We start from the raw sequence: 14,448 nt of genomic DNA on the forward strand, positions 1-14,448 counted from the left end.
TTTTTTTTATTTTTTTTAATAATTTTGCTAATAGGATGTGTTATTATGAAGGGTTTGAGGTCATTGTTGTATTTTTTTAACTCAGGATGAAAGTTTAATTGACATCAAGTCTAATTATGCATACAATAGGGCCCAATCTTAGCTGATAGCCCCATACCTATACATGCCTCATGCGAGTGATGAAAATCAGGCTTCCAAGCCTACTGATTTGGTCTTCATTTTAGCAATTGCTGGTCGTATCGACGCGCAAAGTAGAATTCTCGCTCAAAAACTCGATAAAAGTCGCAGTATCTATTATGCCTACGCTGTTATGGATTCCCTAAGTTCCTCGTACAGCATGTTCAAATATTTTTTTGATCTGTTTGCATCTCCTAATGATAACGATGCGATGCATGAATTCTTAAATTCTCCAGCCGGTCTTATTACCATTGCAGTTGAGTCAGTATTTTTAGTTACCTTTTCTGTTTTGGCCTGTCAATTTGAGAATGAAAAAGAAGATTACTATAAAAAATTTATTGCTAATGCCTGGCCATATTTTCGTGATGTCATGAAGGGCTTGAAAAATGCTTACAAAGGCTGGAGAAGCGCTGTTGTTGCATTCAGTTTAATTGGAGGAGTGGATGCAAAATTTCTTATTCTTCCAATGGGAGTGATTTTGGGGGTATTTGCTGCAGCCAACAGGTTTTGGATACGTAGCATGCTGGAAGATCGTAAAATAATGATGAGTGAGAATATAGCGCTTCTCATGGAGATAAAAAAATTAATTTCTTTATCTCATGAGGAAAGCTTTTCTTATTTTAAGCGAATCAGATACCAGACCATGCAAACTCGTAATTTCGCATTCTGGGCTGTTGCTGCAGGCGGACTTCTTGATGGTTTATATCTCTACGTTGGTGTATTGAGTCTGGCTGTATTGTCACCGCAGTTGCTTATGGCAATGGCGCTTATTTGTGCTTTTTATACAGTAGCTTGTGTTATTACCCGTATTTATGAGGAATATGATTTCCAGTTGAGATTATTAGTGACGCAAACCAAATGTCAATTGGCTTTAATTACCAAGGAGCTGGAAACCAATTACGCCAAATTACTCTTATTGCAAGACAAAATGGATCTGGACAAAGTTGATCAGGAAGAGCTCAAACGACTAAAAAGGTTAGTCCATAATTTGATAACCCGGTTTGACGACAGTCGTAAGTTATTATCCCAACAATCGAACCGCACATATTTATCATCTGCTTTGTTGGGTATGAAAAATGGATTATATGCTTATGGTGCGCTTGCAAGTGTTTTGTTTTTAGTGGGTTCTATTTTAGTAATGGCAGGTGTTTCTTTTCCTCCTGCCTTGCTTACCGCTTGTATTATTTTAGGTCTGGTATTAGTGCTCAGTTTCACTATTCATTCTTTGGTGAGTAATTATTGGCATCAGAAGAAGCAGGAAACTCAAAAGGAACGTCCATATGAGCGATTGATCGAATGGAAAAATAGTCTTAATGATGAATTTAATAAGACTGAGCTGTTGGCTCCTGAAGAATTTCATAAATTACTAAATGATGGATTGTCTTTAGATCCTTCACCGCAATTTTTCTTTCAAGAATGGTTTGAAGTTTTGCGTTCCTTATTTTCCGGATTTGGTAAGGGGCAAAAATTTATTGACTTTGCTGGGAATTCGTTACAGGAACTGGGCGAGGATGGCCATTATCGTGATACGCCTGTTATGTACGTCTTATCTGTCTTCAGTGCTTTATTGTTTGGGGTTACTCTGGCTTTAAGAGCTCTAGCCAAAGGATTGGGGCGAACTCCCTTGGCGCAGCAGGCCAAGCTGACGGAGGACAGCAAAGAAGCGTCGGTTAGCCCTGAGATAACGAAGGAAGTTATGCAGAAAACCGAAGAACAAAGGGAATCAATCCAATCTGAAAAAACTCGGACTGATTCCCCAGGGCATACGGATTCTCTGTCTTTATTCGGTATATTTGAAACCAAAACCAAAAGAAATCAACCCGACTCTCCTTCAATTCCTCATTCCAAAAGCGAGTCAGCATTAAATCAATTAATACCTAGTCAGAACAGTACAATTCTGGGTTTAGCTTAGGATCGTTATACATCTTAAATTGATGGTAAACTCTGAACGTACGTGTTTTAGCTCGTACCTCATTAAGTAATTCATCAAGACACAAAGCCAATTGATTTAATTGTTGCTGTATGATTTCCAGTTTTTGTGTGCAGGCAATTCTATGTTCTTCGCTCACATCCTGGCGTTTTGTTTGCAAGTCCATATGATAGGATTTCAGTGATAAAATAGATAGTCTGTCAATAATCATTCCAGGTGACTCGGAATTGACGGGGCAATGATTATGGTTTTCAGGTTCTAATGCTTTATATAGCCATTCATCCATTGCTTCCATGCGGTTATTCCGTTGTTGATTGTAGGCATCTATTTCCCGCTTGGCTTGGTAAACAAATTCAAAGCCCATATCATCTCGGCGTGCCTTGTCTTCTGCATGCCATAATTGGAAATTAAAAGCATGATTTTCTTCTACCAGTTGAAGGAATTGTTTATGTTGATACTCTATACCATTGGCTTTCCAGCGTATGATGCTCGTTTTATGAAGGGTAGTGATAGTTGATGGATCAAAACTTTCTTGCATGTCATATCCTGCAGATTAATTTGCATTGTACTTTAAGATGAGTTTAGCCTATGAAAATATACCTATTTCCATCACTTGAACTCGACTGTTTTGAACTATATCTCATGCATTGAGGCTCAATGCATTATGAGAGGCAGGTTCAATTGGTATTAGTTTAACCTGAATTCTGGAGTTGGATCTAGTTTCGGGTTTTTGAAATGCCTGGTGAATTGCTCAGGATAATATCCTAATCACCGAAATAGGTATTATAGATTTCCAAATAGGTCCCGTCTTTTTCTATTTGTAATAAAGCCTTATTGATTTTCATAATGAGAGGAGCATTATTTTTGAGGGCCAGTATTCCATAACCATCACCTATAGCCATTTTATCGCCCACAAATTTTAACTCAGTTGCAGAATTGCTCATCGCATATTTCGCTGCATTTGTGTTAAGAACAATGGCTTCAATTTTTTGGTTTGATAATGCGAGGGCCATGTCAGACAGTTTGGAAAATTGTACCAGGTCAAAATAATCCTGAAAATGTTCTGCAAGGAGGCTACCATACAACGTGTATTTTAAAGTGCCAACCTTTTTACCTTTCAGATCTGCTAAGCTATTGATGTCATTGTTAGCTTTCAGGGTTATCACCTGTGCATTGCTCGGTAAATAGGGAAGACTGAATATATAATTAGTGCCAACAGTGGATACGATTGGAGTAGGAGCCAGCATAATATCAAGCTTCCCTTGGTTAAGATTGGTATATAGCTGTTGAATATTCATGCCCTTGTATTGGCATTCCATTTCAATGATCTTGCAAATGGAATTCATCAAATCGATGTTAAATCCAAAATATGTCTCTCCTCCTCCTCCAGATCTTGATACAAATGGGGGCGCAAATTCCGGAACACCAATGATAAGTGGTTTTCCAAAGGTGTAAAAATTTAAAAACATCAAAAGAATGAACATGAATCGTTTCATGTTTTTAAGTCCATTTAGGATGTACTTAAAATTTAGGAGGAGCAATCGATTTTGTCAAATTAAAGTCAATATGTTTTTTAATTGATGCTTTTATTTGCTTTTTGCAAGCCAACGATCCAGAGCATTGGCAAAATTGGTTTTTTCTTTCGCGCTTAATGCAGAGGGGCCTCCTGTGCGCTCTCCAGCTGAACGCAATTGTTCATTGATGTCTCTAAGAGTTAGACGCTGTTTGATATTATTGGCTGTAAACAGTTCTCCTCTTGGACTCATTGCTAACCCTTGCTTAACTATTACTTCTGCTGCCAAAGGAATATCTGCTGTGATTACCAAATCTTTAGCTTTCATATGACTCGTAATATAATGATCTGCTCGGTCATAGCCTTTTTCTACAAGAACTGAGCGAATAAACGGTGAATTTGGATAAGTAAGGTAGGAATTAGCTACCAGGATAAGATTGGTATTGGTTCTTATGGCCGCGCGAAAGAGGATATCTTTTATCATTTTCGGGCAAGCATCGGCATCAATCCAGATCGTCATTTGCTATCCTAAAGTTTTCAAATCAATAGTTTAAGGGTATAGTAAAAATATTATCCTTTTAAATCCCTATTGGGGAAAGGATTATTTTAAGATGTTAGGGAAGTGTCGTAATGAAGCAGTTAATAAGTATAATAAAAGGACAAATTCAACAGCTCCCTATTCCCGATCTGAAACATTTGTTGTTAAGTCACCTTAAAGAAGATGCTCACGATTTAACAGAACTCTTTTGCCAACAAATCCCGGCTCAGAAAAATCAATTCTCGCTTAATCACTCAGTCCCATTTGGTTTACCGGCTTCGCTATCTGTACTCACAATCTTTTTGACTTATGCCCCCAATCTGCTTCACCGAGAGTTATCAGAGCAGTTGCTGACAATGTTAGATTCAATAAAAGAGACCGAAACCAGTGTTGATAATCAATTAGCAGAGAGATGCACGAGGCAATTGAATTATTATAGTGATGCAAAACCTGTCCTTATCGCGTTGAAAGAAAGAGGAGCCAAGGATTTAATTCAGATCTTGGAGCAAGCCGATGAGCGCAGTTTGTCAGCTTTTTCTCATCTGGCTAAAGATACCGATTTAAATGTTTTAATTGAAACCTTTTTAGTCAAAAACAATAAAGATTTGGATTTAGTCAATAGAAACCATTTGGTACAATTTTTACGTCAACCTGATTTGGCAGGATGGTTAACCCGTTTCCTTGATTCATTAACCGATGAATCTATCAATGCTCTCTCAATTCGATTGTTGTTGTCTTTGGTTTCTTCTGAGAAAGCGATTGAGAAACTGAAGGAGGCTAGAGTCTGCCTTGCTCAGTATCCTTTTTCCATAGATTTGCATGCCATGCGGGCTGTGTTTGATTTTTATCAGTATGAATTAAAAAGAGATTTATTTTCTCCTGAAAGCCATTTAGTCATGCAGTTGCTGCATGATTTATTAAAAAACACCAAATTAGACAAACAACAAGAGTTTTTTCAGGGCTTAAGTCAGGAAACTGTGCTTTTGATTATTGAGTATTGTATAGCGGAATATAACAAAACGACTGGGGAAGAGAAGCAGAACTGTAAAAACTTGCTTACCAGGTTATGTTCGGCTTTTTCTGATTCCAGCCAGGACTTTTTGGGGGAAATAAGAACAAAAATTAATCAACTGGATCTTTATCTCTTTGATACCCCTCAGCTATATCAGCTGGCATCCGATTTAATAACTAAATCATATAACTCAGGAAAGGAGCCGTTATCCAGTTATCCAATCGCTTTATTGTTATCCATGCCACAATTTGTCGGGGTTTGTACGCCTAAGGTTTTAAAACAATTAGTTGAAAGATACAGCTTGTATACCTTAACTCTGAATCAGAAGGACTATAAGCAAGACCTTTGTTTTAAAGAATATGCTCCATATTTTGATGAAATCAATGAGCATATGGCTCAGATTGAGCGTAATCTGTGTATTCATCCGGAAGCTCAGTCATTTTGGCTGGATAAAAAATACAGCTTATTGCAGTTTAGAGTTGAGATTAGTAAAAGTGCTTTGCTTCACCAAATGGAGTGTTTACTGGAGGCGAACAAGGGAGGAGATGAGCTACATAATAAGGGATTAGAGGTGTTATATCATTATTACGCCTTGAGTTATCCCAATTTACGTTCGGATTTATTCCTTAAAGTGGTAAATCATATTTATTCACGGTTTTTTATTAAGGGGAATAATGAAACCGAAGCTCGGAACGGGTTATTTCACTGGTTAAAACAAAGTTTTCCTCTAATTGATAAGTTGCCCAAAGAATTAGACAGAAAAAAAGAAATTTTTTTATATAACTCTGCCGGGAAGAAGATTGGATTTCTTGGTGAGTCTAATGCTGCAATGACTTTTGTTAATGAGGAAATCGTATTATTAGCTCGAACGGGCTCTATGGATATCAATGAGCCTTTATATGATCAAGAGGGTTTGGTTCTAGGGTATTTAACGGAAGAGAGTTGTTTAAGAAGCGAAAGTGCCATTCACAAAAATGCTGCCGCCTGGGTTTTAGCTGGTTTGTCCAAAAGTGATTTGGAAAGTTCCTCGTTTGGATTGGAGTCCCTGTTACATAATGTGTTATTCGAGAACGCGATAGGGGTTTTATATCAATGTGAATCCATTTGCCTTGATGCCAATAAGCGCATATGGCTGAATAATAAATTATTAAAAGAAATCCAAGAGGCTCCAGGAGAAATCCCTGCATCTGTTTTATATCCATTGCTCGATCATTTTGAGGATGAAACAGTATTTGAATTATTGGGCGTCATCAGGAATAAAAATAATGCGCTTGAGCTTTTTCATTATATTTTAAACCGAGACTCAAGGCGTTCTATTTTACTGAATGGCTTGTATGAATCTGATTTTCAAAGATTTTTGGAACATCAAGGCGCTGATGTTTGCTTGGCTGATTATTTGGTTAATTATTATGATAAACCCTGGTTTTCAGAAGTCTTACTACGATTTGCTTACCATGGTAAAAAATATAAAAAGCCAGATCTTCTAAGTAGCGCCTTGACTTTCATTACCAAGGAAATTTCTCAAGATAAGAAGCAAGAGACAATCTGTGATGCTGTACTGGATCGTTTAATAAATTCTGAAGCATGTGCCGCATTAGTGTTAAAGGAGTTTCTTGGTGATAGAACTCATAACTCCATTCAGAAGGTAAATAATCCGGAAATTGGCAAAGTAAGCCAATTTTTTGATAGGCGGCATATAGTGCCCCTTATTGCACAGTTAAATAAGACTTCTTATTGGGAGCAAAATGCGCAGTATAAATTGGCTTTACATATTTTGGCTAATCAACATGGACGCCTTTTTTCTGAAACTGATTTGAATCTCGATTCTCCTCAGGCCTGGCAAAGTAAAGAATTAAAAGAACTGGCCTGTTTTACCAGCAGGCATTTATCCAAAAAACGTCCTTTCGATAATAAACATGATATTGGATATCGTGTTTTAGGCGAGCTTCTTTTCAGGTGCGCCAATGCGGGGATAACGTCTTTATTTTACAAGCACAAAGCGTTGAATCGTGCAATAACCCGATTGTCAATCACAGAACCCTTTTTAGTCAGGATGGTGGATAAATTATGGATGCCTAAAGGAATCAGGGAACTTTATGGAAAATCTTTGTTTTTTAAGGGCTCCTGGTTTGATGATCAAGTCTTCTTGCAAAAGGAATTAAAAGACCATCATCCTCTGCTGGACTGGAGTCATTTTATTAAGCAAACCTGGAGTAAAAGAGATAAACAGAAGAAGTCACCCATAATATGTTCTTATTTGCTGAGTTATACAGGTAAGAAAAGCGTATTGTTGCATTTATTACAGGATTATTTTAATTCTTTTCAAGGAATGCCAGACTACATCAGGCCAGTCAGTCAATTATTGAGATTTTTCCCTCAACGCGATGTGTCCGCAGTCATATACGATGCGCTGGAAGCTGAAATGATAAAAAAACCTCAGTCATTAGACAGGCAAATTTTAAGTGACATGGCCTTTTATTATGGAAAACAGTTGGCCAGGAAGGACACAAGTTTCCCCCAGGCGGATATTAATTTATTAACGTATTGGGGGCAGAATAAACATTATTCTTTAGTAAAAAGAGGATGTGAACTATTAGTCAGGGATTGTGAGGATAAAGGAGTAAAAAAACGATTGATTAGTGCTGCCAAAGAAGCGGAAGTAGAACAGGATTTGAGTTCCAGTGTGCAAACATTTTATTTTGGGCTAATTAAATTTTTTAAAAGATTATGGCATTATGGCTTTAATGCGGAAAACAGCTCATCAAAAATTATAAAGTTTTGTGATGATCGCACCCCCGGCCCTACTCGTAAAAAAGCAGGGGATCTCATCAATGCACCGGTTGCAGAAAGCAGAACCAATTCTTTGCATTTAGGCTTTTCTGAAAGACGCAAGCAGTTAATTAGTCTTTTAGCTACTATTAAAAGTAGTCCGGCGCACTTCACACGAGTTGTTAATTATTCAGACAATACTCAAACATTCTTTGGAGAACAATCCAAACAGTCTATTGACTATAATACTCCTGCAATACCAAGTAACTTTGAAAGTATAATGTAGGATTGTCCTTATAGGGCATTTATACCTTAGCTCATATTTTATTAGCCAGGTGTTCTGAATGCATTAATCAACCCGATGCATGACTTATCAATGGAAGTCTTATACGAGTAGGGATATTATATGAGTGTTTTCTTAAATCGATGCCGATATTGATGATAGGTTTATTAGTGAAGATTTAATAATTTTTGGTTACATAAACACTATGGGGTGAATCATGAGAATTTTGCTCTCTTTTTATCTTTTATTGCTTTCAACAGGGCTTTTTGCAGAATCTACTTTTCCTGATGGTTGTCGGGCTGTTCCTGTACAAGGTCAATCAGTGACTTTAAAAGCCAAGAAAAATAAGCTGGTGTTTATTCACAATGTGACCAATTTGGATCTATGGATTACCCATCCAGTCACAGATCCTGGGGCCAGTGCTGGTTGGACAAGTCGATTACAGGCTGGTAAATGGTCAGCTTTGTTAGTGGACAAACCTGCCTTTATTTTAAATTGCATCGAATCAAGGCCAGGGCATGAACAACAGATACCTTGTGAAAATGCTATTGCCGTATGTCAATGGAAGGGGGTAAAAATACCGGCAAGCGATCAAGGTACTTTCTGGGTAGCAGAAGACCTCTCGTTAGCAGCGTTAACTGCAGCAGTTGGTGGAAGAGGCTTTGTATTGCCGGAGAAATAATTTATCGATGAATATCTTGGGGCATGGCTATGGATTCTATGCTGCAACCAATTATGTCAACTAAAAGTACAAATCAGGATGCTGCCCCCAGTGATCCTGAGTTTTTGGCAAATAACGGAATCAGTTTAGACCGCCACCATGCTCCTCAATCTTGAGCCCTAAAGGCAATTTAAAATTTTAATACTGAGTACTATGGATTGGAATTATGCAATCTAAAGCAAATTTTCGTTTTATTATGAGCAGGACTTCTTGCCTTGTAAGATTGGAAAAAGATGAATAAAAGGCGTTTTATACAGAATTCTCTGATAGTTGGCAGCATATTCTTGCTAGTTATAGTGATAAATGGTAGAACAGGACTTAAGAGGTTTTAGTTAGCATTAGGTTTGAAGAGAAAAATGGTGAAAAGTGAGTAAAAAATCCAAAGATCCCTTTTATAAGAGGGAACGCGAAAAATACGCCGAGCCAATTCCAAGCCGGGAATACATCATGGAAATCCTGGATGAATACGGCAGGCCAATGTCTCGCAGTAAACTGTTTGATAAATTGGATTTGAGCTCTGAGAGCCAGCAGGAGTCCTTGGGTTTTCGCTTGAAGGCTATGCTGCGTGATGGCCAAATCATGCAGGACAGGCGTGGACGCTTTTGTTTATTACAAAAAATTAATTTATTGCGTGGAACGGTTCAAGGCCATCCTGATGGTTTTGGATTTTTCATCCCGGATGATGGTTCTGAGGATATGGTGCTCTCTGCTAAAGAAATGAGGGCTGTCATGCATGGAGATCTGGTGCTTGCCTATCAATCTGGATTGGATAGAAGAGGAAGGCCAGAAGCTAAAATCCACGAAGTCCTGGAACATGCGAATACCACGGTTGTAGGCCGATTTTTTACTGATCATGGCGTGAATTTTGTCATTCCTGATAGCAAACGTCTGACTCAGGATATTTCAATTCCACAAGAATTCATTGGCGAGGCCAAAAATGGCCAAATAGTGCTGGTTGAGTTGATCGCATATCCTAACAAGCGTTCGCAAGCTATAGGCAGAGTAATCCATATTTTGGGTGAGCATATGGCTCCTGGCATGGAAATTCAAGTAGCAATCCATGCTCACGGCATTCCTTTCGAATGGCCAGATGATGTTCTTGCGGAAGTGGGTAAAATTCCACAACAGATTTCCGAGGAACAATTAAAGGGGCGAACCGATTTGCGTAATCTTCCTTTTGTGACCATTGACGGGGAAGATGCAAAAGATTTTGATGATGCTGTGTATTGTTACAAAAAGCCCAAAGGCGGCTTCCAATTGTATGTCGCTATCGCAGACGTCAGTCATTATGTGGCGAAGGATTCTGCTTTGGATCAAGAAGCAGCAAGGCGAGGAAATTCAGTTTATTTTCCCGGTAAAGTGGTGCCAATGCTACCAGAAGCCTTATCCAATGGCGTTTGCTCGTTAAATCCCCATGTTGACCGCTTATGTATGGTGGCTGAGTTATCGATTACCCAAGAAGGAAAAATATCCCGATCCCGCTTTTATCGGGCAGTGATTCATTCTCATGCTCGTTTGACCTACACGTCAGTTGGGGCATGGCTGGAACAAGGCAAGGCAGATGAAAAACATCAAGCCTTGTGGCCTATGCTTGAGTCTCTTTATGATTTATATCATATTCTGCTCGATACCCGTAGACTTAGAGGAGCAATGGATTTCGAGACTACGGAAACTCGTATCGAATTTGATGAAAATAAGAAAATAAAATGTATCGTGCCTGTAATACGTAATGACGCTCATAAATTAATTGAAGAATGCATGCTGGCAGCGAATGTTGCAACAGCAAGATTTTTAGAAAAGGCTGAAATTCCTACTTTATACCGAGTTCATGCGGCTCCTGAAGAGGATAAAATTACTGCATTGAGGCAGTTTTTAGGGGAGCTGGGATTGTCATTGGGAGGGGGGAGAAAACCTGGACCCAAGGATTTTCAGCGTACCATGAACATGATTGGTGACCGACCAGAGAAGCATCTTATTGAAACGGTAATGCTGCGTTCTTTAAAACAGGCTCAGTACGTTGAATCGAATGAAGGTCATTTTGGTTTGGCCTATTCCGCTTACACGCATTTTACATCACCAATCAGAAGATTTCCTGATCTATTAATTCACAGAGCAATAGGGCATTTATTGGATAATCATCCTGTTTATGAGTTTGAATATAGCCATGAAGATATGAATCGTTTGGGTAAACATTCCTCGATGACGGAGCGCCGTGCTGATGAAGCGACCCGGGAAGTGATTACCTGGTTAAAGTGCGAGTATATGCAAGACAAATTGGGGCAGGTATTTAAGGGTCGAATATCCGCTGTGACCAGCTTTGGTATTTTTGTGGAACTTGATGAAATTTATGTAGAAGGCTTGGTTCATGTCACTTCTTTAAAAAACGATTATTATACGTTTGACTCTGCAAAACATCGTTTAATAGGGGCTCGCGGCGGTCAGGTTTATCGTTTGGGAGATAAAATGACTGTGTTGGTAGCTCGTGTTGATTTAAACGAACGTAAAATAGATTTTGAGCCTGTCGAGGATGAAGTTTGTAATGAATGAGCAGTATGTTTACGGGTTGCATGCAGTTTCTGCATTATTAGCAAACCCGCATCGAATGATCAAAAAACTCTTTGTTAATCAAGATAGAATAGATAAAAGACTTCATGAGTTTTTGGTCAAGGCAGAGAACGCCCATGTCCCCATCGAAAAGCTAAGCGCGCAAAAAATGAATCAGCAGTTTTCAGAGTTTACGCATCAGGGCGTTGTTGCACTCGCTTCGGCATTAGCCGAATACGGTGAAAGTGATTTGGTTACTTTATTAGAAAAAAGTAAAAAGCCTGTGCTGATTCTTATTCTGGATGGAATTACAGATCCCCATAATTTAGGCGCTTGTTTGCGGTCGGCTGATGCAACCGGTGTTGATTTTGTTGTGATTCCTAAAGATAAAAGTGCGAGTATTACTCCCGTGGTCAGTAAAGTGGCTTGTGGCGCTGCTGAATCAATTCCTTTGGTGAGAGTAACTAATTTAGCAAGAGCTATGGACATCTTAAAACAACAAGGGGTCTGGATCTTTGGAGCAGCTGGCGAAGCAGAGAATTTACTTTATGCAATGGATTGTTCTGGAAACATCGCTCTTGTAATGGGAGCAGAAGGAACCGGGTTAAGAAGATTGACCCGCGAGCATTGCGATGGATTGTTTTCTTTGCCTATGATGGGAAGTGTAGAGAGTTTAAATGTGTCAGTGGCGACTGGTGTTTCATTGTATGAAGTAATTAGGCAAAGAGGGCAATTTCGTGAGTGAATTAAAAATCAAAGCAGCCAAAGCAGCTATAGCTTATATTGAAGATGATATGGTTATAGGTGTTGGAACAGGCTCTACAGTTAATTTTTTTATAAAAGAACTGGCAGCAATCAAACATAAGATAGAGGCTTGTGTAGCCAGTTCAAAAGCAACCGAGGCATTGCTTCGGGCAGAAGGTATCCCTGTAATTGATTTAAATTCAGTACAGGATTTACCTATCTATGTTGATGGCGCTGATGAAGTCAATGAACGCGGTGAAATGATAAAGGGGGGCGGAGGAGCTCTGACTCGAGAGAAAATTGTAGCGAATGTAGCCACACAATTTATTTGTATTGTCGATGAATCCAAGGTTGTAAAACGTTTAGGGGAATTTCCCGTTGCTGTGGAAGTCATTCCAATGGCCCGTAGTTTTGTTGCACGACAAATTGTTAAATTAGGGGGAGACCCTGAATACAGAGAAGGTTTCGTTACTGATAATGGTAATATTATTCTGGATGTGTTTAATCTGAGTTTCTCAACACCTATGGCCTTGGAAGACAGTCTTAATGTAATCCCGGGTGTCGTTGAAAATGGAGTGTTTGCCAAACGTTTGGCAGATAAAGTGTTAGTGGCTTCAGCAAGTGGTGTGAATAATTTAAAATAGTCGACTTGTATACGTTCATATCTCAAAACATTAATTACCAATAATTTTATAGGTTCCTCAAAAATGGATACGCACAAGGTTTTTGTAAATCGAATTATAAATATGAGAAAAATTAAACTGATTGGTTTGGACATGGACCATACCCTCATCCGATATAATTCGAAAAATTTTGAATCCTTAGTTTATGATCTCGTCAAAGAAAGACTGGCAGAAAGCTTTCACTATCCTGAGGAAATTAAAAAATTCAAATTTAATTTTGATGATGCCATTCGTGGCTTGGTGATTGACAGTAAGAATGGCAATATTTTAAAACTGAGCCGGTATGGTGCCATTAGATTGAGTTACCATGGCACGAAACAGATCAGTTTTAGCGATCAGAAAAAAATTTACAGAAGTATTTATGTTGACCTGGGTGATCCGAATTACATGGCAATTGATACTTCTTTTTCTATAGCATTTTGCATCCTGTATGGCCAGCTGGTTGATTTAAAAGATACCAATCCCGATAAAATGCCAAGCTATCAAGCCATAGCACAAGACGTGCAATATTGTGTGGATAAAGTTCACTCGGATGGTACTCTGAAAAACATAATTATTAAAAATTTGAAAAAATATGTGATAAGAGAAAAGGAAGTTGTTGAAGGGCTGAAGCATTTTATTCGCTATGGGAAAAAGATATTTATTCTGACCAATTCAGAATATTCTTATTCTAAATTGTTGTTGGATTATGCCTTGTCCCCATTCCTGGATAAAGGGGAGCACTGGCAAGGTTTATTTGAGTTTGTTATCACCTTGGCAAATAAACCCCGTTTCTTTTATGATAACTTACGATTTTTATCAGTTAATCCTGAAAACGGGACGATGACTAATGTCCATGGCCCAATAGTTCCTGGTGTATACCAAGGAGGTAATGCCAAAAAATTTACTGAAGATCTCGGGGTCGGTGGAGATGAAATTCTCTATATAGGGGATCATATTTACGGTGATATATTACGATTGAAAAAAGATTGTAATTGGCGTACTGCTTTGGTTGTTGAAGAATTAGGTGAAGAAATTGCATCCCAAATAAGGGCTTTGCCAATTGAAAAGAAAATTGGTGAAGCCATGGCTATTAAAAAAGAGTTAGAGCAGAAATACGTCGATCTTTGCACAAGAAGTATTGACGAAAGCTCTCAACAGTATGATCAGGAAATTCATGACTTGCAATTGCAAATATCCACTGTTGACTTACAAATTTCAAGATTGTTACAAGAACAAAACAGTTTCTATAATCCCAAGTGGGAAAGAGTTTTTCGCGCTGGGGCGGAAGAGAGCTACTTCGCCTACCAAGTTGATAGATTCGCCTGTATCTACATGGAAAAATTATCCGATTTACTCGAGCATTCACCAATGACCTATTTTCGTGCCAACAGGCGATTGTTAGCTCACGATATAGATATTTGATTTTTTCTATTAATCAGGTACCGGGATCGGACGAGGGGGAGTGCTATTCATCTCCAGCAAAGTCTATTGCAATTTGTATAGGGAAGGTAGCCTGATAATTTTGTAATTTTCTATACTTAATATTCTCTTA

Annotated in this window: 10 protein-coding genes; 7 read left to right on the forward strand and 3 right to left on the reverse strand. The window is 38.6% G+C overall.

The window, feature by feature from the left end:
• Positions 1–163: 163 nt before the first annotated feature.
• Positions 164–2,089, forward strand: a complete 1,926-nt coding sequence (locus LPG_RS00445; RefSeq protein WP_015444956.1) for a hypothetical protein — start codon at positions 164–166, stop codon at positions 2,087–2,089.
• Here the strand turns inward: LPG_RS00445 and LPG_RS00450 are convergent.
• The 3 genes from LPG_RS00450 to LPG_RS00460 form a co-directional block, all read right to left on the reverse strand.
• Positions 2,055–2,645: a DUF4254 domain-containing protein gene (locus LPG_RS00450; RefSeq protein ID WP_010945848.1), complete on the reverse strand. Its 591-nt coding sequence runs from the start codon at positions 2,643–2,645 to the stop codon at positions 2,055–2,057. The two genes, LPG_RS00445 and LPG_RS00450, sit on opposite strands and share 35 nt — an antisense overlap.
• Before the next feature lie 226 nt (positions 2,646–2,871).
• Positions 2,872–3,603, reverse strand: coding sequence for a transporter substrate-binding domain-containing protein (locus LPG_RS00455; protein WP_015444955.1), 732 nt, complete (start codon positions 3,601–3,603; stop codon positions 2,872–2,874).
• 90 nt (positions 3,604–3,693) lie between these two features.
• Positions 3,694–4,140 carry a YaiI/YqxD family protein gene (locus LPG_RS00460; RefSeq protein WP_010945850.1) on the reverse strand — a complete coding sequence of 149 codons (447 nt, stop codon included), beginning with the start codon at positions 4,138–4,140 and terminating at the stop codon, positions 3,694–3,696.
• Between the two features lie 110 nt (positions 4,141–4,250).
• On the opposite strand from LPG_RS00460, the gene lem1 reads away from it, so the two are divergent.
• From lem1 to LPG_RS00490, 6 genes are all read left to right on the forward strand, one after another.
• The gene (gene lem1, locus LPG_RS00465; RefSeq protein ID WP_010945851.1) at positions 4,251–8,225 is read left to right on the forward strand and encodes a Dot/Icm T4SS effector Lem1; all 3,975 of its coding nucleotides are present in this window, start codon (positions 4,251–4,253) and stop codon (positions 8,223–8,225) included.
• Positions 8,226–8,439: 214 nt separating this feature from the next.
• Entirely contained in the window at positions 8,440–8,904 is a 465-nt protein-coding gene (locus LPG_RS00470) for a hypothetical protein (protein WP_010945852.1), read from the forward strand.
• A gap of 405 nt (positions 8,905–9,309) precedes the next feature.
• Complete coding sequence (gene rnr / locus LPG_RS00475) at positions 9,310–11,490, forward strand: ribonuclease R (RefSeq protein WP_010945853.1); 2,181 nt, start codon at positions 9,310–9,312, stop codon at positions 11,488–11,490.
• Complete coding sequence (rlmB, locus tag LPG_RS00480; protein WP_015444953.1) at positions 11,483–12,232, forward strand: 23S rRNA (guanosine(2251)-2'-O)-methyltransferase RlmB; 750 nt, start codon at positions 11,483–11,485, stop codon at positions 12,230–12,232. Before rnr ends, rlmB begins: the two co-directional genes overlap by 8 nt.
• The gene (gene rpiA / locus LPG_RS00485) at positions 12,225–12,875 is read left to right on the forward strand and encodes a ribose-5-phosphate isomerase RpiA (RefSeq protein ID WP_010945855.1); all 651 of its coding nucleotides are present in this window, start codon (positions 12,225–12,227) and stop codon (positions 12,873–12,875) included. Before rlmB ends, rpiA begins: the two co-directional genes overlap by 8 nt.
• 63 nt (positions 12,876–12,938) lie before the next feature.
• Positions 12,939–14,318 (forward strand): 5' nucleotidase, encoded by a 1,380-nt coding sequence (locus LPG_RS00490; RefSeq protein WP_010945856.1) that lies wholly within the window; start codon positions 12,939–12,941, stop codon positions 14,316–14,318.
• Positions 14,319–14,448 lie beyond the last annotated feature (130 nt).

Origin of the sequence: Legionella pneumophila subsp. pneumophila str. Philadelphia 1, from assembly GCF_000008485.1 — a bacterium.
Taxonomy (GTDB): domain Bacteria; phylum Pseudomonadota; class Gammaproteobacteria; order Legionellales; family Legionellaceae; genus Legionella; species Legionella pneumophila.

What these genes read in the sequence shown, in the direction of transcription:
- LPG_RS00445 (WP_015444956.1), top strand. Translation starts at nt 164, where the DNA reads ATGCCTCATGCGAGTGATGAAAATCAGGCTTCCAAGCCTACTGATTTG.
- LPG_RS00450 (WP_010945848.1), bottom strand. Translation starts at nt 2,645, where the DNA reads ATGCAAGAAAGTTTTGATCCATCAACTATCACTACCCTTCATAAAACG.
- LPG_RS00455 (WP_015444955.1), bottom strand. Translation starts at nt 3,603, where the DNA reads ATGAAACGATTCATGTTCATTCTTTTGATGTTTTTAAATTTTTACACC.
- LPG_RS00460 (WP_010945850.1), bottom strand. Translation starts at nt 4,140, where the DNA reads ATGACGATCTGGATTGATGCCGATGCTTGCCCGAAAATGATAAAAGAT.
- lem1 (WP_010945851.1), top strand. Translation starts at nt 4,251, where the DNA reads ATGAAGCAGTTAATAAGTATAATAAAAGGACAAATTCAACAGCTCCCT.
- LPG_RS00470 (WP_010945852.1), top strand. Translation starts at nt 8,440, where the DNA reads ATGAGAATTTTGCTCTCTTTTTATCTTTTATTGCTTTCAACAGGGCTT.
- rlmB (WP_015444953.1), top strand. Translation starts at nt 11,483, where the DNA reads ATGAATGAGCAGTATGTTTACGGGTTGCATGCAGTTTCTGCATTATTA.
- LPG_RS00490 (WP_010945856.1), top strand. Translation starts at nt 12,939, where the DNA reads ATGGATACGCACAAGGTTTTTGTAAATCGAATTATAAATATGAGAAAA.